Origin of the sequence: Pseudomonas sp. D3-10, assembly GCF_051132175.1 — a bacterium.
Lineage (GTDB): Bacteria > Pseudomonadota > Gammaproteobacteria > Pseudomonadales > Pseudomonadaceae > Aquipseudomonas.
In genome coordinates, this window is the sequence record NZ_CP071668.1 from 923,931 (window position 1) to 948,565 (window position 24,635).

19 protein-coding genes are annotated in these 24,635 nt (G+C 60.7%); 9 read left to right on the top strand and 10 right to left on the bottom strand.

What is annotated here, in order from left to right; genetic code table 11:
* Positions 1-50: 50 nt before the first annotated feature.
* The 5 genes from J3P90_RS03955 to J3P90_RS03975 all read right to left on the bottom strand — a co-directional run bounded on the left by J3P90_RS03955 (position 51) and on the right by J3P90_RS03975 (position 8,456).
* Positions 51-1,487: an OprD family porin gene (locus tag J3P90_RS03955; protein WP_434560673.1), complete on the bottom strand. Its 1,437-nt coding sequence runs from the start codon at positions 1,485-1,487 to the stop codon at positions 51-53.
* 170 nt (positions 1,488-1,657) lie between these two features.
* Positions 1,658-3,259: an ABC transporter substrate-binding protein gene (locus J3P90_RS03960; protein ID WP_434560671.1), complete on the bottom strand. Its 1,602-nt coding sequence runs from the start codon at positions 3,257-3,259 to the stop codon at positions 1,658-1,660.
* 300 nt (positions 3,260-3,559) lie between these two features.
* Positions 3,560-5,185, bottom strand: coding sequence for an ABC transporter substrate-binding protein (locus J3P90_RS03965; RefSeq protein WP_434607785.1), 1,626 nt, complete (start codon positions 5,183-5,185; stop codon positions 3,560-3,562).
* Positions 5,186-5,440: 255 nt separating this feature from the next.
* Positions 5,441-7,042: an ABC transporter substrate-binding protein gene (locus J3P90_RS03970; RefSeq protein ID WP_434675858.1), complete on the bottom strand. Its 1,602-nt coding sequence runs from the start codon at positions 7,040-7,042 to the stop codon at positions 5,441-5,443.
* Positions 7,043-7,739: 697 nt separating this feature from the next.
* Positions 7,740-8,456: an SIMPL domain-containing protein gene (locus tag J3P90_RS03975; RefSeq protein WP_434607781.1), complete on the bottom strand. Its 717-nt coding sequence runs from the start codon at positions 8,454-8,456 to the stop codon at positions 7,740-7,742.
* A gap of 343 nt (positions 8,457-8,799) precedes the next feature.
* Here J3P90_RS03975 and J3P90_RS03980 point away from each other — a divergent pair, with 343 nt between their 5' ends.
* The 4 genes from J3P90_RS03980 to J3P90_RS03995 all read left to right on the top strand — a co-directional run bounded on the left by J3P90_RS03980 (position 8,800) and on the right by J3P90_RS03995 (position 13,435).
* Positions 8,800-10,062, top strand: coding sequence for an ATP-binding protein (locus J3P90_RS03980; RefSeq protein WP_420765538.1), 1,263 nt, complete (start codon positions 8,800-8,802; stop codon positions 10,060-10,062).
* Positions 10,055-10,615, top strand: coding sequence for a response regulator transcription factor (locus J3P90_RS03985; RefSeq protein ID WP_003177957.1), 561 nt, complete (start codon positions 10,055-10,057; stop codon positions 10,613-10,615). Before J3P90_RS03980 ends, J3P90_RS03985 begins: the two co-directional genes overlap by 8 nt.
* A 90-nt stretch (positions 10,616-10,705) precedes the next feature.
* Positions 10,706-12,433 (top strand): ABC transporter ATP-binding protein/permease, encoded by a 1,728-nt coding sequence (locus J3P90_RS03990; protein ID WP_420765537.1) that lies wholly within the window; start codon positions 10,706-10,708, stop codon positions 12,431-12,433.
* A 255-nt stretch (positions 12,434-12,688) separates the two neighbouring features.
* On the top strand, positions 12,689-13,435 hold the full coding sequence (locus J3P90_RS03995) for a FadR/GntR family transcriptional regulator (RefSeq protein ID WP_420765536.1): 747 nt from the start codon (positions 12,689-12,691) through the stop codon (positions 13,433-13,435).
* 192 nt (positions 13,436-13,627) lie between these two features.
* Here the strand turns inward: J3P90_RS03995 and J3P90_RS04000 are convergent, their stop codons facing one another.
* Positions 13,628-14,011, bottom strand: coding sequence for a hypothetical protein (locus J3P90_RS04000; RefSeq protein WP_434675859.1), 384 nt, complete (start codon positions 14,009-14,011; stop codon positions 13,628-13,630).
* A gap of 371 nt (positions 14,012-14,382) precedes the next feature.
* Here J3P90_RS04000 and kdgD point away from each other — a divergent pair, with 371 nt between their 5' ends.
* The 5 genes from kdgD (at position 14,383) to J3P90_RS04025 (ending at position 21,007) form a co-directional block, all read left to right on the top strand.
* Positions 14,383-15,294 carry a 5-dehydro-4-deoxyglucarate dehydratase gene (gene kdgD / locus J3P90_RS04005; RefSeq protein ID WP_186613371.1) on the top strand — a complete coding sequence of 304 codons (912 nt, stop codon included), beginning with the start codon at positions 14,383-14,385 and terminating at the stop codon, positions 15,292-15,294.
* Positions 15,295-15,422: 128 nt separating this feature from the next.
* Positions 15,423-16,868, top strand: a complete 1,446-nt coding sequence (locus J3P90_RS04010) for an aldehyde dehydrogenase family protein (RefSeq protein ID WP_434648955.1) — start codon at positions 15,423-15,425, stop codon at positions 16,866-16,868.
* Positions 16,869-16,953: 85 nt separating this feature from the next.
* The gene (locus J3P90_RS04015; RefSeq protein ID WP_434560659.1) at positions 16,954-18,318 is read left to right on the top strand and encodes an MFS transporter; all 1,365 of its coding nucleotides are present in this window, start codon (positions 16,954-16,956) and stop codon (positions 18,316-18,318) included.
* A gap of 12 nt (positions 18,319-18,330) precedes the next feature.
* Positions 18,331-19,884: a galactarate dehydratase gene (gene garD, locus J3P90_RS04020; protein WP_434607775.1), complete on the top strand. Its 1,554-nt coding sequence runs from the start codon at positions 18,331-18,333 to the stop codon at positions 19,882-19,884.
* A gap of 181 nt (positions 19,885-20,065) precedes the next feature.
* Positions 20,066-21,007: an AEC family transporter gene (locus J3P90_RS04025; RefSeq protein WP_434607773.1), complete on the top strand. Its 942-nt coding sequence runs from the start codon at positions 20,066-20,068 to the stop codon at positions 21,005-21,007.
* Positions 21,008-21,143: 136 nt separating this feature from the next.
* Here J3P90_RS04025 and J3P90_RS04030 read toward each other — a convergent pair whose 3' ends face one another.
* From J3P90_RS04030 to gatB, 4 genes are all read right to left on the bottom strand, one after another.
* On the bottom strand, positions 21,144-21,524 hold the full coding sequence (locus tag J3P90_RS04030; protein WP_420765530.1) for a carboxymuconolactone decarboxylase family protein: 381 nt from the start codon (positions 21,522-21,524) through the stop codon (positions 21,144-21,146).
* Positions 21,521-22,582 (bottom strand): calcium/sodium antiporter, encoded by a 1,062-nt coding sequence (locus J3P90_RS04035; RefSeq protein WP_434676538.1) that lies wholly within the window; start codon positions 22,580-22,582, stop codon positions 21,521-21,523. Before J3P90_RS04035 ends, J3P90_RS04030 begins: the two co-directional genes overlap by 4 nt.
* Positions 22,583-22,631: 49 nt before the next feature.
* Positions 22,632-23,009 carry a septal ring lytic transglycosylase RlpA family protein gene (locus J3P90_RS04040; protein ID WP_420765529.1) on the bottom strand — a complete coding sequence of 126 codons (378 nt, stop codon included), beginning with the start codon at positions 23,007-23,009 and terminating at the stop codon, positions 22,632-22,634.
* Between the two features lie 149 nt (positions 23,010-23,158).
* Positions 23,159-24,604, bottom strand: coding sequence for an Asp-tRNA(Asn)/Glu-tRNA(Gln) amidotransferase subunit GatB (gene gatB, locus J3P90_RS04045; RefSeq protein WP_434560651.1), 1,446 nt, complete (start codon positions 24,602-24,604; stop codon positions 23,159-23,161).
* Positions 24,605-24,635 lie beyond the last annotated feature (31 nt).

The following is a 24,635-nucleotide window of genomic DNA, read 5'->3' on the forward strand; positions in this document are numbered from 1 at the left end:
TGGCAAAAGACCGGGCGGGCGACCTTATGAGTCGACCGCCCGGTGGCAGTTTAGAGAATGTTGAACGGGATGGTGGTGACCAGACGGAATTCATTGATGCTGCCGTCGGCCTGGTTCTCGCTGGCGCGGTGAGCGGTGTAGGTCGCACGAATCGCGGTGGCCTTCAACGGACCGCTCTGCACGGCGTAGGAAGCACCGATGCCGTACTCGTAGTGATGTTCACCGTCCATGGCCTGGACGCCGTCGTAACCCTTGCCAACTACGCCTTTGTTACCGGTGTAGTGAGTGCCATCGATACCCCAGCCGCGGGCTTGGTAGACGTTGAACTTCAGGCCCGGCACGCCGTACTCGGCCATGTTCAGGCCATAGGCGATCTGGAAGGATTTCTCGTTCGGGCCGTTGAAGTCCGACAGCAGGGAGTTGGCCAGGTAGATGCCGTTGGTTTCGTGCAGGTAGTCGAAGTACTCGTCGCCATTGATTTCCTGGTACGAGAAGGTCACGGTATGAGCCTGGTGAGTCAGGCCGAACGACAGCGAGTAAGTATCGTTGTCGATATCGCCCAGCAGGGCAGAACCCGAATCGACGGTCTTATAGTAGTTCAGGCCAGTGGTCAGGCTCAGTACCGAGCTGTCGCCAAGCACGTGGCTGGCGCCGAAGTAGTACTGGTTCCACAGGTCTTCGGCCTGGGTGCCCCACAGGCTGGTGGTCAGGCTGGCGAGCGGCTGGTAAGTGATACCGGCGGTATTTACATGGTCGGCTTCAGCCGAGGAGTTACCGTATTCGGAGCGGAACTTGCGCTGGCTCTGTTCGGTACGAGGCGAGTTGCGATCGAAGGTGCCGATATCGAAAGACAGGTTCTCCAGCTCTTCGCTGTGCAGGCTCACACCTTCGAAGCTCGAAGGCAGGGCACGGTTGCCGATCACATCGACCATCGGGCTGCTGAAATTCTGGCGACCTGCAGTCAGGGTAGTGTTCGAGACACGGGCCTTGACGTTGGCCAGGCCCAGCTTGCTCCACTGGTCGACAGCATCGCCGCCACTCTCAGTCAGGGTACGGTTGTTTCCGCGGCCGCCTCGTCCTGGCTCTGGAGCGCCACCATTGGCCGATGCCAGATTCTTGCGGTCGCGCTCCAGCGCGATAGCGTTGTAGGCAGCCACTTCGGTACTGAAGCCAACAGTGCCCTCGGTGAAGCCCGAGTTGTACTTGATGATGGTGCCTTGCATCCAGTTGATGCGGCGATCAGTTGGAGCCAGGGCGCCGTTCTTCTGATACGAGAATTTTGCGCCACGCTTGAGTTGTTCGTTGGAGTACCAGTTACGGGTACTGCCCTCAAGCTTTTGCCCTTCAATAAAGCCCTTGGCTTCGGATTGAGCGCTGCTGGTCTTGACCGTCACCGGCGTAACCGCCTGGCTCTGGGACTCTGCATAGGCCGTCGCGGTGATGCTGCTGATGGCCAAGGCCAGTATCGCGGTGCTGCTCAGTTTCATCGGTAACGCTCCTTTCTTTCTTTTTTATGCCGTTCTTTTTTGGTGATACGGCTATTTGGTTTACAGCTCATTTGCAGCGTGCAAACGTTTGCCTGGCGCCGGATCGGCGAATTACGGCAAAACGTCTGCGTGAGGGCTTCCAGGGAAGCCCTCGCTGTGCGGCGATACGGTTATGGGTTCAGGCTGACGCCCGAGAAGACGTTGCGACCGAAGGGGCTGACTTTGAACCCTTCGACTTTGGCGCTCAGCGGCTGGTTGACCGTCGAGTGGGCAACAGGGGTGATCGGCACTTGCTGCTTGAGCAACTGCTGGGCCTGTTTGTAGAGCACGGTGCGCTTTTCGCGGTCGGTGACGATCTTGGCCTGCTTGATCAGCTTGTCGTAATCCTGGTCACACCACATGGAGTAGTTGTTGCCACCGATGGCGTCACAGCTATATAGCGTGCCCAGCCAGTTGTCCGGGTCACCGTTGTCGCCGGTCCAGCCGATCAGGCTGATGTCGTGCTCGCCGTTCTTGGTGCGCTTGATGTACTCGCCCCATTCATAGCTGACGATCTTCACTTTCAGGCCGATCTTCGCCCAGTCGGCCTGGAGCATCTCGGCCATCAGCTTGGCGTTGGGGTTGTATGGGCGTTGCACGGGCATGGCCCAGAGGGTGATTTCGGTGCCTTCCTTGACTCCGGCGGCCTTGAGCAGCTCTTTGGCTTTTTCCGGGTTGTAAGGCGTGTCCTTGATGGTCTCGTCGTAGGACCATTGGGTCGGTGGCATGGCGTTCTGCGCCAGTTGCCCCGCGCCCTGGTACACCGCGTTGAGAATCCCTTGCTTGTTCACCGCCATGTCCAGCGCACGGCGCACTTCGACCTGGTCGAAGGGTTTGTGGCGAGTGTTATAAGCGATGTAGCCGAGGTTGAAGCCGGGCTTCTCGATCAACTGCAGCTTGGGATCGTTCTTCAAGGCGGGCACGTCGGCAGGACGCGGATGCAGCGTGACCTGGCATTCGTTGGCCTTGAGTTTCTGCACCCGCACCGACGCATCGGTGTTGATGGAGAAGATCAGGTTTTTCAGCTTCACCCGCTCCGGTGCCCAGTACTTGTCGTTGGCGACGTAGCGAATGTTGGAGTCTTTCTGGTAGCTCTTGAACTCGAACGGCCCGGTGCCGATCGGCTTTTGGTTGATATCGCTCGGCTTGCCGCCCTTGAGCAACTGGTCGGCATATTCAGCCGACAGGATCGAGGCGAAGCTCATAGCGATGTTCTGGATGAACGCGGCGTCGACGCTGTTCAGCGTCATGACTACCGTCAGCGGCCCGGTCTTTTCTACCTTGGCGATGTTCTTGTTCAGGCTCATGCCGTTGAAGTACGGGAACTCAGTGGGGTAGGCCTTGCGGAACGGATGCTGCGGGTCAAGCATGCGGTTGAAGGTGAACAGCACGTCGTCGGCGTTGAAATCCCGGGTCGGCTTGAAGTAATCGGTGGTATGAAACTTCACCCCTTCGCGCAGGTGGAAGGTGTACTTCAAGCCGTCTTCGGAAATGTCCCAGCTTGTTGCCAGGCCCGGGACGACATTGGTCGCGCCTTTTTCAAACTCGGCCAGGCGGTTGTACAGCGGCTCGGCGGCGTCGTTATCAGTGGCGGTGGTGTATTGCGCGGTGTCGAAACCGGCGGGGCTGCCTTCGGAACAGAACACCAGGCTGCCGCCGGCGGCCTGGGCTGCGGATGTGGCGGCCAGCAGGCCGGTGCCCAGCAATGCGGATAAAACCAAGGTATGGCGCATGACGCTCCCTCTCTCGTTCGGGGTGTTTGTCAGCGAACCGGCGTCCTTCTTCGGGGACAGGTCCGGGGCACTGGGCTCATTCCATTGCGTAAAACAGCGATGCCACAGCATTAGCAAACCGGTAGCCCGACGGTATGAGTCGTGGGCGAGGCGGTAAATGCGTAACGCCTGAAAGACATGTGGGAAAAGGCGATGCCCTCTCGGCTACCGCTGTGTGCGGTGCTTCCAAAGGCAGGCGGTTTCCTTGGGTCTTGGCGGATAGCACAACGGCGACGTTGAAAGCGCCGCCGTTGCCTATCGTTATTTGCTGACGCTGACGCCGTAGAAGGAGTTCAAGCCAAATGGGCTGATCTTGAAGTCCTGCACGTTGGCGCGCATGGGTTGATACACCGTCGAGTGAGCGATAGGTGTCATCGGCACAGCATCCTTGAGGACGTGTTGTGCCTGTTTGTAGAGGTCGGTGCGCTTGGCCTGGTCGGTGGTGCGCTTGGCTTCTTTCACGAGGCCGTCGAACTTCTTGTCACACCATTTGGAAAAGTTGTTGCCTTGCAGCGAGTCGCAGCCAAACAGCACGTTGAGCCAGTTGTCCGGGTCACCGTTGTCACCGCTCCAGCCAATGATCATGGCCTGGTTCTCGCCACCTTTGGAACGCTTGATGTACTCGCCCCATTCGTAGCTGGTGATCTTGACCTTCAGGCCGATCTTGGACCAGTCATTCTGCAGCATTTCCGCCATCAGTTTGGCGTTCGGGTTGTACGGACGCTGAACCGGCATGGCCCACAGAACGATCTCTGTGCCTTCCTTGACGCCGGCTTCCTTGAGCAGCGCCTTGGCTTTCTCTGGGTCGTATTTGGCATCTTTGATGGTGGTGTCGTAGGACCACTGGGTCGGTGGCATGGCGTTGACCGCCAGCTGGCCCGCTCCTTGGTACACAGAGTCGATGATCTGTTGCTTGTTCACGGCCATGTCCAAGGCTTGACGAACTCGCAGGTCAGCCAGTGGGTTGGGCTTGTCGTCGCCTTTGACTTTGTCCATCACGTTGTAAGCTACATAGCCCAGGTTGAAACCCGCCTGATCAGGCATCTTCAGCGCTTTGTCGTCCTTCAGGGCCTGGAGGTCGGCCGGGCGTGGGAAGAGAGTGATCTGGCACTCGTTCTTCTTCAACTTCTGGATACGCACCGACGGGTCGGTGGTGATGGCGAAGATCAGGTTGTCGATCTTCACGTCTTCAGGCTTCCAGTATTCCTTGTTGCCGGTGTAGCGGATGTTGGAATCTTTCTGGTAGCTCTTGAACACGAACGGGCCGGTGCCGACCGGCTTCTGGTTGATGTCCGGGGCCTTGCCTTCCTTGAGCAGTTGGGCGCTATATTCGGCGGACTGGATCGAGGCGAAGCTCATGGCCATGTTCTGGATGAACGCGGCGTCGACATCTTTGAGGGTGAACTTGACGGTGTGGTCGTCGACTTTATCGATCTTGGTGATGTTGGTGTCCATCCCCATGTCGGTGAAGTACGGGAATTCGGTTGGGTACGCCTTACGGAACGGGTCGTCCTTGTTGATCATGCGATTGAACGTGAACAGCACGTCGTCGGCATTGAATTCACGGGTCGGCTTGAAATACGGGGTGGTGTGGAACTTGACGCCTTCACGCAGGTGGAACGTATAGGTGAGGCCGTCTTCGGAGATGTCCCACTTGGTGGCCAGGCCAGGAATCACGGCGGTGCCGCCGCGCTCAAACTGGGTCAGGCGGTTGAACATGGTTTCTGCAGAGGCATCGAAGTCGGTTCCGGTGGTGTACTGACCGGGGTCGAAACCGGCCGGGCTGCCTTCGGAGCAGAACACCAGGTTAGTCGCGGCGGAAGCGAAAGGAGCGCTGGCTAACAAGCCTGCACCGACTAAAAACGGAATGACCGCGTGTTTAAGCATGTTGGCCTCATGATTTGTTGTCATTTTTGGATTTGAGGGCGACCTCGTGAGTCGTCCTGCGGATACTTATGCAGGCCCCATACCCAATGCAAGATCTAGAGCGGTTTCAACTCTGAAACAGTGGCACGAACGTACCTTAATGTCGCATCTTTGTAACTTTTGACGCATTTGATCGTTTGCGCAGGTTTTTTTGGGGCAAAAGGCGCCCGCTGGCGGTGCGGCGCAGGGCTGCTGCGCACCGCCATGGGGCGGGTTTTACTTGTTCAAACCCACGCCGTAGAAAGGTGTCAGGCCAAACGGGCTGAGTTTGAAATCCACCACTTCCTTGCGTATCGGCTGGAACACCGTTGAGTTGGCAATGGGTGTGATGGGCACCTGCTGCTTGAGGATTTTCTGCGCCTGCTGGTACAGCTCGATCCGTTTTTGCCGGTCGGTCGCGACCTTGGCCTGCTGGATCATCCGGTCATAGGCCGGGTCGCACCACTTGGCGTAGTTGCTGCCCTTGACCGCCGCGCAGCTATAAAGCACGCCGAGCCAGTTGTCCGGATCACCGTTGTCGCCGGTCCAGCCATAGATCATTGCGTCATGCTCGCCGTTCTTGGCGCGCTTGATGTATTCGCCCCATTCGTAGCTGACGATGTTCGCCTTGATACCAATCTTGGCCCAATCCTGCTGGATCATTTGCGCAGACATCCGCGCGTTGGGGTTGGAGGCGCGCTGCACCGTCATCGCCCATAAATCAATGGTTGTACCGGGCGCAACCCCGGCTTCCTTGAGGAGCGCCTTGGCCTTGGTCACGTCATGGGGCGCGTCCTGGATCGCAGGGTCGAACGACCATTGGGCCGGTGGCAAGGCGTTTTGCGCCAGTTGCCCAGCGCTCTGGTACACCGCTTTGATGATCGCTGGCTTGTCGATGGCCATGTCCAGCGCCTGACGGACCTTGAGCTGGTCCAGCGGCGGGTGCGTCACGTTGTAGGCCAGGAAGCCCAGGTTGAAGCCGGGCTGCTTGAGCACCTGCAGGTTCGGGTCTTGCTCCATCACTTCGATATCGGCCGGGCGCGGATAACCGCTGACCTGGCATTCGCCACGCTTGAGCTTTTGCAGGCGTACGGCGGCGTCCGGGGTGATGGAAAAAATCAGGTTGTCGAGCTTCACGTCCTCGGGTTTCCAGTACGCGGTGTTGGCGACGTAGCGGATCTGCGAATCCTTCTGGTAGCGCTTGAACACGAACGGCCCGGTGCCGACGGGTTTCTGGTTGAGGTCGCCGGCCTTGCCTTCTTTCAACAATTGCGCGGCGTATTCGGCCGATTGCACCGAGGCAAAACTCATCGCCAAATTTTGCACGAACGCGGCGTCGACGTTATTGAGGTTGAAGCGGACGGTGTGCTCGTCGACCTTCTCGACGCTCTTGATCGTGGTGTTCAGGCCCATGTCGGTGAAGTACGGCGATTCGGTGGGGTAGGCCTGGCGGAACGGGTGCTGAGGGTCGAGCAGGCGCTGGAAAGTGAACAGCACGTCGTCGGCGTTGAAGTCGCGGCTCGGGGTGAAGAACTCGGTGGTATGAAATTTCACACCCTCGCGTAGGTGGAAGGTGTAGGCCAGGCCATCGGGGGACACGTCCCAGCTTGAAGCCAACCCGGGCTCGACCTCGGTGCCGCCGCGCTTGAACTGGGTGAGGCGGTTGAAGACGGTTTCGGCCGAGGCATCGAAGTCGGTGCCGCTGGTGTATTGGCTTGGGTCGAAGCCGGCGGGGCTGGCTTCGGAGCAGTAGACCAGGGTGGTGGCGGCTTGGGCCATTGGGGCGCTGCTGATCAGGGCCAGCGCGAGCAGGAGGGGCTTGAAGGTGGTTCTGTCCATGAAATCCCTTGGGGGCAGTGAGGTTTTCAGGAGAGTAGCGTTGCGGGTGGGGGTGGTGGAAATATCGAAAAGTGAGGGGGACCGTGGGGTTTGGGTATAGCGTTTCTCCCGGGTCGTACACCTGTCAGGTCTGTGGGGGCAAAGCTGAACTGGTAGTCGACCTGGCTCTCCCGGTCATACCCAATCCATTTGCGGGAGCGAGCCTGCTCGCGAAGGCGGCCTTGTAGCCTGCCTATCTTTTCACGGATGTACCCGATCAGTTGTGGGTGGGTTTGTTCGCGAAGGTCACCTGAATGCCCAGGTGTGAAGGCTGTACATTTCATGCCTGGGAAAAACATTTTGACTTTTCAAGGAGGCCTAATCTTTCGCTGTCCACGTTCCATAAAACGTGGACAGTTCTCTCGTGCTGCTTTTGGAAATGTCAAAACTATTGTGCGACCCCGTTCTGAGAAGACCCCAGCAGAGGTCGAAGCAATATGCCTATGTCCCGCCGACCACCAAACCAGTGGCGAGGGAGCTTGCTCCCGCTGGGGCGCGAAGCGGCCCCAATAGCAGCGACTGCATCCATCTGATACACCTAGGTGTCTGGTTTGGGGCCGCTGCGCAGCCCAGCGGGAGCAAGCTCCCTCGCCACGGAGTTTTTGTCGCTCGGCTTCGGTGGTTCAGTCAGTAAGATTAACTGAACCACCGCCGATCATCACTGCATCAACACCTCAACAACCCCATCCGCCGTCATCGTCACTTTGCTGGTGCCTGCTTCCACTTCCGGCGTGACCGACTCGGCATCCATGGACGCCGCTTTCATCATCATCTGCGGGCGCATGTACGGTTGTGGATAACCGTTGGTGTTGAAGTTCAGGTTGACGATCTTGTAACCCTTGCCGCCCAAGGCTTCGGTGGCGAGTTGGGCGCGGGCCTTGAAGGCGTTGACGGCGTCCTTGAGCAGGGCGTCTTCGCTGGTCTGGCGGGTGGCGGTGGCGATGGCGAAGTCCATGCCGGCCATTTTCATGTCGGTGAGCAATTCACCGGTGAGTTTGGACAGGGCGGCGAAGTCGGCGCTTTCCAGGCGCAGCTCGGCGCGTTCGCGCCAGCCGGTGATCTTCTGACCCTTGTTATCGTAGACTGGGTAGCTGTTGCGGCTGCCTTGGCGCAAGTTGATGTCCTTGACCTGCTTGGCCTGGCCAATGGCTTTGTTCAGTGTGGTGCTGACGGTGGCCGCGAGTTTGGCCGGGTCGGTGTTCTGTTCCTCGGTGTAGAGGGTGACGATCATCAGGTCGCGGGCCACTTCCTGGCTGGCTTCGGCGCGCAGGGAAATCTGGTTGTAATGAAGCTCATCGGCGGCCACGGCCGGCAGGCTGGCGACGGTGCCGAGGCTGAGGGCGAGCAGGGCGGCGGGGCGACTGAACGTGTGCATGAAAGCTCCTTGGGATGATGCGCAGGGGTAGGTTCCGGGCCTGCGTGAACGATAAGACTCTAGCGTTTATGGTGCGGTTCGCACAGTTACAACTTCTATACAGATTGCGGCCCAGTGGCTTTTCGTGGCGAGGGAGCTTGCTCCCGCTCGGCTGCGCAGCAGTCGTAATCTTTTGGGCCTGCTGCGCCCGAAGCGTCGGACCGGTCCAGCGGGAGCAAGCTCCCTCGCCACAGGGGGCTATGTAGCGTCCAAAGCTGTGGCGCTTTGCCGCATATCCGCCGCTGCAAGCCCTGCCTTGGTTATACTCCATGCGATCCGCCTGGAGCGCTCATCAGGAGAGCTCATGCTCGCCCCTTTGCAAATGACTTCCGCTTCGCGCCAGAACCTATGGCGCCTGACGTTTATCCGCATTCTGGTCCTCGCAGCCCAGGCCGGCTCGGTGGGGCTTGCCTATTGGTTCGACCTGCTGCCGCTGCCTTGGCTGCAACTGGCAATCACGCTGGTCTTTTCCAGCGTACTTTGCGCGTTGACTGCGATTCGCCTGCGCACCTCATGGCCAGTGACCGAACTTGAATACGCTGTGCAACTGGCCTGCGACCTGTTTATCCACAGCGCGCTGCTGTATTTCTCCGGCGGCTCCACCAATCCTTTCGTCTCTTATTACCTGGTGCCGCTGACCATCGCCGCCGTGACACTGCCGTGGCGTTTTTCGCTGATCCTGTCCGGCATCGCCCTGGCGCTGTACACCTTGTTGCTGGCGCGCTTCTATCCGCTGGAAACCTTCCCCATCGCCCGGGAAAACCTGCAGATCTACGGCATGTGGCTGAGCTTCGCCCTGGCGGCTGCGGTCATCACCTTTTTTGCCGCGCGCATGGCCGAAGAATTGCGTCGCCAGGAAGAGTTGCGCGCGATCCGTCGTGAAGAAGGCCTGCGGGACGAGCAACTGCTGGCCGTGGCGACCCAGGCCGCCGGCGCTGCCCATGAACTGGGCACGCCGCTGGCGACCATGAGCGTGCTGCTCAAGGAAATGCGCCAGGACCATAAAGACCCGGCGTTGCAAGAAGACCTCAGTGTGCTGCAAGACCAGGTCAAGCTCTGCAAGGAAACCCTGCAATACCTGGTGCGCGCCGCCGAGGCCAACCGCCGGCTGGACATCGACATGCAGGCAGTCACCTTCTGGCTCGACGATGCCCTGAACCGTTGGCACCTGATGCGCCCCGAAGCCAGTTATCGCTTCCAGTGCCTGGGCAAGGGCACGGTGCCGCGCATGGCGCCGCCGCCGGACTTGACCCAGGCCTTGCTGAACCTGCTGAACAATGCCGCCGACGCCTGCCCGGAAAACTTGGAAGTGGTGCTGGACTGGGACGCCTATGAACTGACGATCTGTATTCGCGATCACGGCGCCGGTGTGCCGCTGGCGATTGCCGAGCAGATCGGCAAACCGTTTTTCACGACCAAGGGCAAGGGTTTCGGCCTGGGCCTGTTTTTGAGCAAGGCCAGCGTGACACGCGCCGGCGGCTCGGTGAAACTCTACCCCCATGAGGAAGGCGGTACGCTCACCGAGCTGCGCCTGCCCCATGCCGACCGAGGAGACGAATATGAGTGACGAGATCCAAGTCGACGGCGAAGAACTGCCGCACCTGCTGCTGGTGGATGACGACGCCACCTTTACCCGCGTCATGGCCCGGGCCATGTCCCGTCGCGGTTTTCGGGTCAGCACCGCCGGTTCCGCCGAAGAGGGCCTGACCATCGCCCAGGCCGACCTGCCGGACTACGCCGCCCTCGACCTGAAAATGGACGGCGACTCCGGCCTGGTGCTGCTGCCCAAGCTGCTGGAGCTGGACCCGGAGATGCGCGTGGTGATCCTCACCGGTTATTCGAGCATTGCCACCGCGGTCGAGGCCATCAAGCGCGGCGCGTGCAACTACCTGTGCAAACCGGCGGATGCCGACGATGTGCTGGCGGCGCTGCTGTCCGAGCACGCCGACCTCGATACCCTGGTGCCGGAAAACCCCATGTCGGTGGATCGCCTGCAATGGGAACACATCCAGCGGGTGCTGACTGAGCACGAAGGCAATATTTCCGCCACGGCTCGTGCCTTGGGCATGCACCGGCGGACCTTGCAGCGCAAATTGCAGAAGCGTCCGGTGCGTCGCTGAACCTGCGCTGAACGAATGCTGTCCCTCTCGCGACAGATCGGGCCGTTGCTCTATCATCGGCCCGAGTTATTCCTTTATTGAGCCTTAACCATGAATCAGAACGCTGAATATTCCGCGGTCAATGACGCGGTGCGCGGCCATTTTTTGCGCCGTGTCTGGCAGATGACCACGCCATACTGGCGCAGTGAGGAGAAGGGCAAGGCCTGGACGCTATTGATCGCCGTGATCGCGCTGTCGTTGTTCAGCGTGGCGATTTCGGTGTGGGTCAACAGTTGGTACAGGGATTTCTACAACGCCCTGCAAGAAAAGGACACCGTGGCATTCTGGCGGTTGATCCTGTACTTCTGCGGCATCGCGGCGGTAGCGATCCTGGGCGCGGTGTACCGCTTGTACCTCACGCAAATGCTCACCATCCGCTGGCGGGCCTGGCTCACCGAGCAGCATTTCGCCCGCTGGCTCAACAACAAGAACTACTACCGGCTGGAGCAGGGTGGCTACACGGACAACCCCGACCAGCGGATCTCCGAAGACCTCAACAGTTTTACCAGCAACACGCTGGAGCTGGGCCTGGGGCTGCTTCGCACGGTGGTCAGCCTGGTGTCGTTCTCGATTATCCTGTGGGGCGTGTCTGGCAGCATCGAGGTGTTCGGCTACACCATCCCTGGCTATATGTTCTGGTGCGCGTTGGTCTATGCGGCGGTGGGCAGTTGGCTGACGCACCTGATCGGCCGTCGCCTGATCGGTCTGAACAACAACCAGCAGCGCTTCGAAGCCGACCTGCGTTTCTCCATGGTGCGGGTGCGCGAGAACGCCGAGAGCATCGCGCTCTATGGCGGCGAGCCTAATGAGAATCGTCGCTTGAGTGGTCGTTTCGGCCTGGTCTGGCACAACTTCTGGGACATCATGCGGGTGTCCAAGCGCCTGACATTCTTTACGTCCGGCTACGGCCAGATCGCAATCATTTTCCCATTCATCGTCGCCGCGCCGCGTTATTTCGCGGGCAAGATCCAACTGGGCGAGCTCATGCAGATCAACTCGGCGTTCGGTAATGTGCAGGAGAATTTCAGTTGGTTCATTACCGCCTACGCCAACCTCGCCGCGTGGCGCGCCACCTGTGACCGTCTGCTGAGTTTCCGCCAGGCGATGAGCGACAACGAAGAGCGCGTGCCGGCCATTGATGTACAGAGCCAGGGCAACGAGCTGAAGGTCCACGATCTCGGGCTGGACCTGAACGATGGTCGGCATCTGCTGACCCATGGCGAACTGAGCGTGGAGCCGGGCGAGCGGGTGATGCTCAGTGGTCGCTCCGGCAGCGGCAAGTCAACGTTGCTGCGGGCGATGGGGCATCTGTGGCCTGCGGGGCATGGCAGCATTCTCCTGCCCTCGGCGCGTTATCTGTTCCTGCCGCAAAAGCCCTACTTGCCGATTGGCAGCCTGCGGGAAGTGCTGAGTTACCCACAGGCCGGCGATGTCTACCCCAACGAACGTTATGCACAGGTGCTCGAAACCTGTCGCCTGCCGCACCTGGTGGCGCGGTTGGATGAAAGCAACCACTGGCAGCGCATGCTCTCGCCCGGCGAGCAACAACGCCTGGCCTTTGCCCGTGCGTTGCTTTACGCGCCACTGTGGTTGTACATGGACGAAGCGACTTCGGCGATGGATGAAGAAGACGAGGCGACGTTGTACCAGGCGCTGATCGACCAGTTGCCAGGCCTGAGCATTGTCAGTGTCGGGCACCGAAGCAGCTTGAAACGTTTCCATCCGCGACATGTGCGTATCGAAAATGGCCAACTGGTGGAGCAGGCCGTGACCGCTTGATCGTCATTGTCGAACGCTGTTGTGGCGAGGGGATTTATCCCCGCTGGGCGCGAAGCGCCCCTTTCAAATCAACGGTCTCGATATTGAGTCTGCCAATAGACCAAGGGGCTGCTACGCAGCCCAGCGGGGATAAATCCCCTCGCCACAGCGATGCATGGCAGTAACCTTTGAAAAGGCCCACCAGTGAGCACGGTGATCGTACAACCACGTTGCGCTATGATGCATACTTAGCCGCCTGTCAGATAGAGACACACCATGGAAAACCCGATCAACGTCCCACGCCTTCCCCGCAAGCGCCGCAGCCTGGCGCAGGAGCTGGTGACGGTGCTGACCGAGCAGATTCGCGACGGCCTGCTCAAGCGTGGCGATAAGTTGCCCACCGAGTCGGCGATCATGGAGGCCCATGGCGTCAGCCGCACGGTGGTGCGCGAGGCAATTTCCCGTTTGCAGGCGGCCGGCCAGGTTGAAACCCGCCATGGCATCGGCACCTTCGTGCTGGACACGCCCAGCCCGAGCGGCTTTCGCATCGACCCGGCGACGGTGGTCACGCTGCGCGATGTGCTGGCGATCCTGGAGTTGCGCATCAGCCTGGAAGTGGAATCCGCCGGGCTCGCGGCGCAGCGCCGCAGCGATGAGCAACTGTCGGCGATGCGGGCGGCGCTCGATGCCTTGAACGAAAGCGCGGCCCACGCCAGCGACGCGGTGGCCTCGGACTTCGCCTTCCATCTGGAAATCGCCCTGTCCACCGGCAACCGTTACTTCACCGACATCATGACCCACTTGGGCACCAGCATCATCCCGCGCACCCGGCTGAACTCGGCGCGCCTGGCCCATGACGACCAACAGCACTACATGGATCGACTGAGTCGCGAGCACGAGGAAATCTACGAGGCCATCGCTCGCCAGGATTCCGATGCGGCCCGTGCGGCCATGCGTTTGCACCTGACCAACAGCCGCGAGCGGTTGCGCCAGGCCCATGAAGAGGCGCAGGCGCAGGGCTGAAAGTCGCTCACTGCTAGGGCGCCGAGGATGCTGTTGTGGCGAGGGAGCTTGCTCCCGCTGGGCTGCGAAGCGGCCCCAGGTTGATGGCGGTTGCTGCGCAACCGAGCGGGAGCAAGCTCCCTCGCCACAACGGTGCTTTGTTTGACTTCGGATCTTTGTGTCGACCTTACGTGCAGGTATGTGGACAATAACTTACGGCTCGATCTTCAGCCTTATCGGCTTGGAGTACCTGTATTCCTCCGACTCACCATATGTCTGATAGCGCAGTTGGACCTCTTCGCCTAAGTACTTTTTCAGTGCCTCCTTGGGCAGAGTCATCACAGTGTTCTCGGTTTTTTGCTGGGGATTTTCAGGGTCCGTGAAGTCCACCAATGATCCACGTTCTCCCGTCCACCCAGGTTTTTCCCCATCGGGAGCGAGTATCAAAAAGGCATCGTCGTATAGAGGTACTTTTTGCTTTCCCGCAATCACAACGGTGAGTCCACTTTCTTGCATCGCTGACAGGCTGATGTTGACCGTCCCTGTGGATGGGTTTTCTGAATAGTTCTGAACGGTTGGCTTCGCATATATTTCCATGATGTCACTCCTTGTGAGGCAGCCCTGATCGTCGCGTACGGGCGACTCACTTAAAAGATTGTGAAAAGGGACTACGGCCGTGTCCAGCACAGCCATGTCTGGTTATGCCCCCATGCAGTAACGACGCCTACTGACAGAGTTGACAGTGGCGACGAGCGGTCGTGGAGGCCCGGCCAGCAAGTTTCATCCGTCTCCCAATCACGCCCAAAGCCCCGGTTTACAAGGCCTCGCGCGGAACACCCCAACCCCGACACCCGACAAAAGACGAAATACAGTTGACGCCCACATTTTAAGTTGTACGATGACCTACAACTTCACATGAAGCTGAACCATTTCCACAACACAACATTTGCGTCCAGGGTGTTCGAATAATGAATCCACAAGAACTGAAGTCCATCCTCTCGTCGGGCCTGCTGTCGTTCCCGGTTACCGATTTCACTGCCAATGGCGATTTCAATCGCGACAGCTACATCAAGCGCCTCGAGTGGCTGGCCCCGTACGGCGCCTCTGCGTTGTTCGCGGCGGGCGGCACCGGTGAATTCTTCTCCCTGGCCGCCAGTGAGTATTCGCAAGTCATCAAGACTGCCGTCGATACCTGCGCCACCAGCGTGCCAATCCTCGCCGGCGTCGGCGGTGCCACCCGCCAGGCTATCGAATACGCTCAGGAAGCCGAGCGCCTGGGCGCCAAGGGTCTGTTGCTGCTGCCGCACTACCTGACCGAAGCCAGCCAGGACGGCGTTGCCGCCCACGTTGAAGCCGTGTGCAAATCGGTGAAGATCGGCGTGGTGGTGTACAACCGCAACGTCTGCCGCCTGAACGCGACCCAGCTGGAACAACTGGCCGAGCGCTGCCCGAACCTGATCGGCTACAAGGACGGCCTGGGCGACATCGAACTGATGGTGTCGATCCGTCGTCGCCTCGGCGACCGTTTCAGCTACCTGGGCGGCCTGCCGACCGCTGAAGTCTACGCCGCGGCCTACAAGGCCCTGGGCGTGCCGGTCTACTCCTCGGCGGTGTTCAACTTCATCCCGAAAACCGCGATGGACTTCTACCACGCCATTGCCCGCGAAGATCACGAGACTGTCGGCAAGATCATCGACGACTTCTTCCTGCCATACCTGGACATCCGCAACCGCAAGGCGGGTTACGCGGTGAGCATCGTCAAGGCCGGCGCGAAGATCGTTGGTTATGACGCGGGCCCAGTGCGCACGCCGCTGACCGACCTGCTGCCAGAAGAGTACGAAGCCCTGGCCGCGCTGATCGACAAGCAAGGCAAGCAGTAACAGACCCGACAAGGCCGCTGAGCAATCAGCGGCTTTTTGCGTAAGGCTTGATCGTTTCCACGTGCGCGTGGAAACGCAGCCAGGGACGCCCTGCGTTCCTAGACAGCTTTTGTGAGAGGAGAAGCTCCGTGGCAGATGCAAAGCGTTTCGATAACTACATCAACGGTGAGTGGGTGGCCGGTGCTGACTATTGCACCAACATCAACCCGTCTGACTTGTCCGACGTCATCGGTGAATACGCCAAGGCTGACGCAGCGCAAGTCAACGCCGCCATCGAAGCCGCCCGTGCCGCGTTCCCGGCCTGGTCGACCTCGGGCATCCAGGCCCGTCACGATGCGCTGGACAAAGTCGGCAGCGAAATTCTCGCCCGTCGCGAAGAGCTTGGCCAACTGCTGGCCCGGGAAGAGGGTAAGACCCTGCCCGAAGCCATCGGCGAAGTAACCCGCGCCGGCAACATTTTCAAATTCTTCGCCGGTGAATGCCTGCGCCTGTCGGGCGACTACGTGCCGTCGGTGCGCCCGGGCGTCAACGTCGAAGTGACCCGCGAAGCCCTCGGCGTGGTTGGTCTGATCACTCCGTGGAACTTCCCGATCGCCATCCCTGCGTGGAAAATTGCCCCGGCCCTGGCCTACGGCAACTGCGTGGTGATCAAGCCCGCCGAGCTGGTGCCGGGCTGCGCCTGGGCCCTGGCCGAGATCATTTCCCGTGCCGGTTTCCCGGCCGGTGCGTTCAACCTGGTGATGGGCAGCGGCCGTGTGGTCGGTGACATTCTGGTCAACAGCCCGAAAGTCGATGGCATCAGCTTCACCGGTTCCGTGGGCGTCGGCCGGCAGATCGCGGTCAACTGCGTGGCGCGCCAAGCCAAGGTCCAGCTGGAAATGGGCGGCAAGAATCCGCAGATCATCCTCGACGACGCCGACCTCAAGCAGGCGGTCGAATTGGCGGTGCAGAGCGCGTTCTACTCCACCGGCCAGCGTTGCACGGCATCGAGCCGACTGATCGTCACTGCCGGTATCCACGACAAGTTCGTTGCCGCCATGGCCGAGCGCATGCAATCGATCAAGGTCGGTCACGCGCTGAAGGCTGGCACCGACATCGGCCCGGTCGTTTCCGAAGCCCAGCTCAACCAGGACTTGAAGTACATCGACATCGGCCAGAACGAAGGTGCGCGGCTGGTCAGCGGTGGTGGTGTAGTGACTTGCGACACCGAAGGTTACTTCCTGGCGCCGACCCTGTTCGCCGACAGCGAGGCTTCGATGCGCATCAGCCGCGAAGAGATCTTCGGCCCGGTGGCCAACGTCGTGCGCGTGGCTGACTACGAGGCGGCGCTGGCGATGGCCAACGACACCGAGTTCGGCTTGTCGGCCGGTATCGCCACCACGTCGTTGAAGTATGCCAACCACTTCAAGCGCCACTCCCAAGCAGGCATGGTGATGGTCAACCTGCCGACCGCCGGCGTGGATTACCATGTTCCGTTCGGTGGGCGCAAAGGTTCGTCCTACGGTTCGCGCGAGCAAGGTCGCTACGCGCAAGAGTTCTACACCGTGGTGAAGACCTCCTACATCGGCTCGTAATACGCAAGACCGGCCGGCGCCGGGCTCTGGCGCCGACCGTACAATTTGATTTCCCGCATAAAAATAAATAGTGGAAGTAGATTACATGCAAGAGACCAAGCCGACGCACGTCCGCTATTTGATCCTGCTCATGCTGTTTTTGGTGACGACGATCAACTATGCCGACCGCGCCACCATCGCCATCGCTGGTTCCAGCCTGCAAAAAGACCTCGGCATCGACGCCGTCACCCTCGGTTACATCTTCTCCGCTTTCGGCTGGGCCTACGTGGCCGGGCAGATTCCTGGCGGCTGGCTGCTCGACCGTTTCGGGTCGAAGAAAATCTATGCACTGAGCATTTTCACTTGGTCGCTGTTCACCGTGCTGCAGGGCTACGTCGGTGAGTTCGGCATGTCCACGGCGGTGGTTGCGCTGTTCATGCTGCGCTTTCTGGTCGGGCTGGCCGAAGCGCCTTCTTTCCCCGGCAACGCCCGTATCGTCGCGGCCTGGTTTCCCACCGCCGAACGTGGCACCGCCTCGGCGATCTTCAACTCGGCGCAGTATTTCGCCACCGTATTGTTCGCGCCGCTGATGGGCTGGATCGTCTACCGCTTCGGCTGGCAGCACGTGTTCATCGTCATGGGCGTGATCGGCATCGTGTTCTCGCTCGTCTGGCTGAAGGTCATCTACAGCCCGCGCCAGCACCCGATGATCAACGAGGCCGAGTTCAACCACATCGCTTCCAATGGCGCGATGGTCGACATGGACCAGGACAAGGGCAAGGAAAAGAAAGCCGACGGTCCGAAGTGGGATTACATCCGCCAACTGCTGACCAACCGCATGATGCTCGGCGTGTACCTGGGCCAGTACTGCATCAACGGCATCACCTATTTCTTCCTGACCTGGTTCCCGGTGTACCTGGTGCAGGAGCGCGGCATGACCATCCTCAAGGCCGGTTTCATCGCGTCCTTGCCGGCCATTTGCGGTTTCATTGGTGGCGTCCTCGGCGGGGTGATTTCCGACTACCTGCTGCGCAAGGGCCATTCGCTGACCTTCGCCCGCAAGGCGCCAATCATCGCCGGGCTGCTGGTGTCCAGCAGCATCGTGGCGTGCAACTACGTCGATATCGAATGGATGGTGGTGGGCTTCATGGCCCTGGCATTCTTCGGCAAGGGCGTGGGCGCATTGGGTTGGGCCGTGGTGTCCGACACGTCGCCAAAACAGATCGCCGGCTTGAGCGGTGGCCTGTTCAACACCTTCGGCAACCTGGCGTCGATTACCACGCCAATCGTCATCGGCTACATCATCAGCGCCACCGGTTCGTTCAAGTGGGCCCTGGTGTTCGTCGGTTGCAATGCGTTGGTGGCGGTGTTCAGCTATCTGGTCATCGTGGGCCCGATCAAGCGTGTGGTGCTCAAGGAGCCCACGGCCAGGGAAGCCGACCTATCCAGCCTGTCTGAAGCCAAATCCTGAGGAATGGCGTCCATGAATCTGATTGAACATGCCGATTCGCCCCGTTACATCCGCCTGCACGAGCGGGACAACGTGGTGATTGTTGTCAACGACCAGGGCGTACCCGCCGGGACCGAGTTCCCGGACGGCCTGGTCACCGTGGACTTCGTGCCACAGAGCCACAAGGTCACCCTGGTGGACATTCCCGAGGGTGGCGAGGTGATTCGCTACGGCCAGGTCATTGGCTACGCGCTGCAACCGATCCCTCGTGGCAGCTGGGTCAAGGAAGACCAATTGCGCATGCCCACCGCGCCACCCTTGGACAGCCTGCCGCTGTCCACCGATGTGCCGGCGGCGGATGCGCCACTGGAAGGCTACACCTTCGAGGGCTACCGCAACGCCGACGGCACCGTCGGCACGCGCAACATCCTGGGCATCACCACCACGGTGCAGTGCGTCACCGGGGTGCTGGACCATGCGGTCAAGCGCATCAAAGAAGAGCTGCTGTCCAAGTACCCGAACGTTGATGACGTGGTGGCGCTGACCCACAGCTATGGCTGCGGTGTGGCGATCACCGCCACCGACGCCTACATCCCGATCCGCACCGTGCGCAACCTGGCGCGCAACCCGAACCTGGGTGGCGAGGCGCTGGTGATCAGCCTGGGCTGCGAGAAATTGCAGGCCGGGCAGGTGATGCACGAAGGCGATAGCTCGGTGGACCTCAGCGAGCCATGGTTGTATCGCTTGCAGGATTCCAGCCACGGCTTTACCGAGATGATCGAGCAGATCATGGAGTTGGCCGAGACGCGCCTGAAGAAACTCGACCAGCGTCGGCGCGAAACCGTGCCCGCCTCGGAGCTGATCCTGGGCATGCAGTGCGGCGGCAGCGATGCGTTCTCCGGCATCACCGCCAACCCGGCCCTGGGCTACGCCTCGGACCTGTTGCTGCGGGCCGGTGCGACGGTGATGTTCTCTGAAGTCACCGAAGTGCGCGATGCGATCTACCTGCTGACCTCCCGGGCGCAAACCCAGGAAGTCGCCCAGGAACTGGTGCGCGAAATGGACTGGTACGACCGTTACCTGGCCAAGGGCGAGGCCGATCGCAGCGCCAACACCACGCCGGGCAACAAGAAGGGTGGGTTGTCGAACATCGTCGAGAAGTCCTTGGGCTCGATCGTCAAATCCGGCAGCAGCGCAATCAGCGGCGTGCTTGGCCCGGGTGAGCGCTTCAAGCAAAAGGGCCTGATCTTCTGCGCCACGCCGGCCAGCGACTTTGTCTGCGGCACGCTGCAACTGGCGGCGGGGATGAACCTGCACGTGTTCACTACCGGTCGGGGCACCCCGTACGGCTTGGCCATGGCGCCGGTGGTGAAGGTCTCGACCCGTACCGAACTGGCCCAGCGCTGGCCGGACCTGATCGACATCGACGCCGGCCGCATCGCCACCGGGCGCGCGACCATCGAAGAGTTGGGCTGGGAGCTGTTCCACTACTACCTGGACGTGGCCAGCGGCAAGAAACAGACCTGGGCCGAGCAGCACAAGTTGTTCAACGACATTACCTTGTTCAACCCGGCGCCGATTACCTGATCCGGCGCTGATCGCGAGCAGGCTCGCTCCCACAGGGATGTGGGGGTGAATGTGGATTCTGTTATCGCTGGAGATCCAATGTGGGAGCGAGCCTGCTCGCGAAAGCGCTTCACCAGACGCCAACGTCGTGAGTGGCTTATCATTAGCCACCTAACGACACCTCCTTCTCAAGGTCCTCGGCATGCTGGCAATTTTCCTCGAAACCCTGAACGTCACCGCGCCGGTGTTCGCCATGCTGTTTCTGGGGACGCTGCTCAAGCGCATCGGCTGGATCAACGACAACTTCATCCACATCGCCTCGTCGCTGGTGTTCAACGTCACCATGCCGGCGCTGTTGTTCCTTGGCATTCTGCACGCTGATTTGCACGCGGCTTTGCAGCCAGACCTGCTGATCTATTTCTCGATTGCCACCCTGGTGAGTTTCGCCATGGCCTGGGGCTGGGCGATCTGGCGTTGCCCGCGGGAGGATCGCGGGATCTACACCCAGGGCGCGTTTCGTGGCAACAACGGCGTGATCGGCCTGGCATTGGCCGCGAGCATGTATGGCGACTATGGGATTTCCCTGGGGGCGATTCTGGCGGCGCTGGTGATCCTGTTCTACAACACCCTGTCGACCATCGTGCTGGCGGTCTACAGCCCGGTGATCAAGTCCGACCCCTGGAGCATCTGCAAGAGCGTGATCAGCAACCCGCTGATCATCAGCGTGCTTGCCGCCGCGCCGTTCGCCTATTGGCGGATCGGCCTGCCGAACTGGTTCGAGACGTCGGCCAAGTATCTGTCCCAAATGACCTTGCCCCTGGCGCTGATCTGCATCGGCGGCACGCTGTCCCTTGCGGCCTTGCGCAAGAGCGGCAAGATGGCCCTGAGTTCGAGCCTGGTGAAGATGGTCGGCTTGCCGTTGGTGACTACTCTGGGCGCATGGTTGTGGGGTTTTCGCGGGGCGGAACTGGGGATCCTGTTCCTGTACTTCGGCAGCCCCACCGCCGCCGCCAGCTACGTCATGGCCCGCGCCGCGAATGGCAACCACGAGCTGGCGGCGGCGATCATCGTCATCACCACCTTGATGGCGGCGATTACCACCAACCTGGGGATCTTTGTGTTGCAGTGGGGTGGGTGGATCTAGCTTCAGGTTTGCAGCGTTCTATCGATCCTTTCGCGAGCAGGCTCGCTCCCACAGGGGATTTTCGGTGGGCACAAATCTTGTGTTCACCACCGGCCAAATGTGGGAGCGAGCCTGCTCGCGAAGGCGATCGCCCAATTCACTCAGGTTTCTGGTAACTATCGATCACTTCCTGCGCCGCCCGAAACGCATCGATCGCCGCTGGCACGCCCGCGTACACCGCGCAATGCAGCAACGCTTCGCGAATTTCTTCTACCGTGCAGCCATTGTTCAGCGCGCCACGCACGTGGCCCTTGAGTTCCTGCGGGCACTTGAGGGCGGTGAGGGCGGCGAGGGTGATCAGGCTGCGGGTCTTCAGCGGCAGGCCTTCGCGGCTCCAGACGCTGCCCCAGGCATGTTCGTTCACGAAATCCTGCAGCGGCTGGGTGAATTCGGTGGCGCTGCCCAGGGCGCGGTCGACGAACGCATCGCCCATCACTTTGCGACGCATATCGAGGCCGGTCTTTGGATTGTCGGTCATGGCAAATCCCTCTTGTGGTGTTGGCGGCGCCAGGCGCGCAAGGAAGTGAACAGCAGAAACGCGAGCAGGGCCGGCAGCACGTAGAACAACATCAATCGTTCAAGCTGGCCGGCCAATGGCATGCCGGTGGTGAACGACACCACATGCAGCCCGTACGCCGTGTACAAGCCCAGGAACAGCAGCCCTTCGGCACGGGTGACGCGATAGCCGGAATAGAACACCGGCAGGCACAGCACCGCGACGCCAAGCATCACCGGCAGGTCGAAGGCCAGGGCATTGGGCGAGACCGAGAGCGGAGAGGGCGCGGCGAGGGCGGTCACGCCCAATACACCCAGAAGGTTGAACAGGTTGCTGCCGATTACGTTGCCTACTGCGATGTCCCGTTGACCCCGAAGGGCGGCGATCAACGAAGTGGCGAGCTCCGGCAGCGAGGTGCTCACGGCAACGATGGTCAGGCCGATGATGCGCTCGGACAACCCCAGGTCGGTCGCCACTTCCACCGCCGCGCCCAATAACAGGTGCCCGGCGAAGACCAGCATCGCCAGGCCCGAAACGATCATCACCAGGCCCTTGGGCCACGAACCATGGGCAACTGCGCCTCCCAGCGGATGTGGTCGCGCGGAGTGCCGGGACTGGCGCAGCAACAGGCCCAGGTACACCGCCAGGGCTACCAGCAGCAGGACGCCGTCGAGTCGGGTCAGTTCTTCGTTCCAGGCCAGCACGAACACCAGCAGGCTGGCGCCGATCATCAGCGGGATATCCAAGCGCACCAATTGACGCGAGACGCGCAGCGGAATGATCAGCGCCGACAGCCCGAGGGTGACGAGGATGTTGAAGGTACTGCTGCCGATCACACTCCCCACGGCGATGTCAGCGTTCTGTGCCAGGGTCGCTTGCAGGCTGACAGCCATTTGCGGTGCGCTGCTGCCGAATGCGACGACGGTCAGGCCGATAATCAGCGGCCGCACCTGCAAGCGTGCCGCCAGCCCCACGGCGGCACGCACCAGCAACTCGGCGCCGGCGATCAGCAACAGCAGGGCGCCACACAGTTCGATCAGGCTGAGCAGCGGTAAAGCATTGATCAGGGAAATGGCCGGGCTCCGTCTATCAGTCGTCGAGGGCTTGCACACGCACACGCGCGGTACCGCTGCGCAGCATGCCCAATTGTTCGGCCGCGGCGCGGGACACATCGATCAGGCGCCCACGGGTATACGGGCCACGATCGTTGATACGGACCACGACGCTGTCGTTGTTTTTCAGGTTGGTGACTTTCACCCGGGTGCCGAATGGCAACTGGCGATGCGCGGCGGTCAGGCCGTGCTGGTCGAAGCGCTCGCCGCTGGCGGTACGCTTGCCATGGTGCCTGGAGCCGTAATAGGAGGCGACGCCGGTCTGGTCGTAGCCGTGTGGATCGACCGTCCCGCTCTGGCTGGCGCAACCGGCCAGCAGGGACAGCAGGGCGCAGGCGCCGAGGAGACGCTTCATCTGAGAGGTTCCAAATACAAATGTGGGAGCGAGCTTGCTCGCGATGGGGCCATGACATTCAACATCTAGGTTGACTGTCATACCGCTATCGCGAGCAAGCCCGCTCCCACAGGGGGTTGAGCCAGATTCAAAGACTGGCTCCATGGCAATCAGCCCTCGAGCTTGCTTTTCAGCAGTTCGTTGACTTGCTGAGGGTTGGCCTTGCCCTTGGAAGCTTTCATGGCCTGGCCGACGAAGAAGCCGAACATCTTGCCGCGCTTGGCTTCGTCCGCCGCACGGTATTGCTCGACCTGCTCGGCGTTGGCCGCGAGCACTTCATCGAGCACGGCGCTGATCGCACCGGTGTCGGTGACCTGCTTCAAGCCGCGCTTGTCGATGATCTCGTCGGCGCTGCCCTCACCATTGGCCATGGCTTCGAATACCATTTTGGCAATCTTGCCGGAAATGGTGTTGTCCTTGATCCGCAACAGCATGCCGCCCAGTTGCTCGGCCGACACCGGCGACTCGTCGATTTCCAGGCCCTGCTTGTTCAACAGGCTGCCCAACTCGACCATCACCCAGTTGGCCGCCAGCTTGGCGTCGCCGCCGATGCTCACGACTTTCTCGAAGTAATCGGCCTGTTCGCGGCTGGTGGCCAGGACGTTGGCGTCATAGCTCGACAGCCCGAACTGCGCCTGGAAGCGCTCGCGTTTCTGTGGCGGCAGTTCCGGCAGGGTGGCGCGTACTTCATCGAGGAACGAATGCTCGATGACCACCGGCAGCAGGTCCGGGTCGGGGAAGTAACGGTAGTCGTTGGCTTCTTCCTTGCTGCGCATCGGACGGGTCTCGTCCTTGTTCGGGTCGTACAGGCGGGTCTGCTGGATGACCTTGCCGCCGTCCTCGATCAGTTCGATCTGGCGTTGGATCTCGCTGTTGATCGCCTTTTCGATGAAGCGGAACGAGTTGACGTTCTTGATCTCGCAGCGGGTGCCGAACTCGGCCTGGCCTTTCGGACGGATCGACACGTTGCAGTCGCAGCGCAGCGAGCCTTCGGCCATGTTGCCGTCGCAGATGCCCAGGTAGCGCACCAGTGCGTGGATCGCCTTGACGTAGGCCACGGCTTCCTTGGCGCTGCGCATGTCCGGCTCGGAGACGATTTCCAGCAGGGGCGTGCCGGCACGGTTCAGGTCGATGCCGGTAGCACCGTTGAATTCTTCGTGCAGGCTCTTGCCGGCGTCTTCTTCCAGGTGCGCGCGGGTGATGCCGACGCGCTTGACCGTGCCGTCTTCCAGGGCGATGTCCAGGTGGCCCTTGCCGACGATCGGCAGTTCCATCTGGCTGATCTGGTAGCCCTTGGGCAGGTCCGGGTAGAAGTAGTTCTTGCGGGCGAACACGTTGTGCTGGCCGATCTCGGCGTCAATCGCCAGGCCGAACATCACCGCCATGCGCACCGCTTCGGCGTTGAGCACCGGCAGCACGCCGGGCATGCCCAGGTCCACCAGGCTGGCCTGGGTGTTGGGCTCGGAACCGAAAGTGGTCGAGCTACCGGAAAAGATTTTCGACCGGGTGGTGAGCTGGGTATGAATCTCCAGCCCGATCACGACTTCCCATTGCATGTGTTTCTCCTCAGAAGTCTTATCAGGGGAT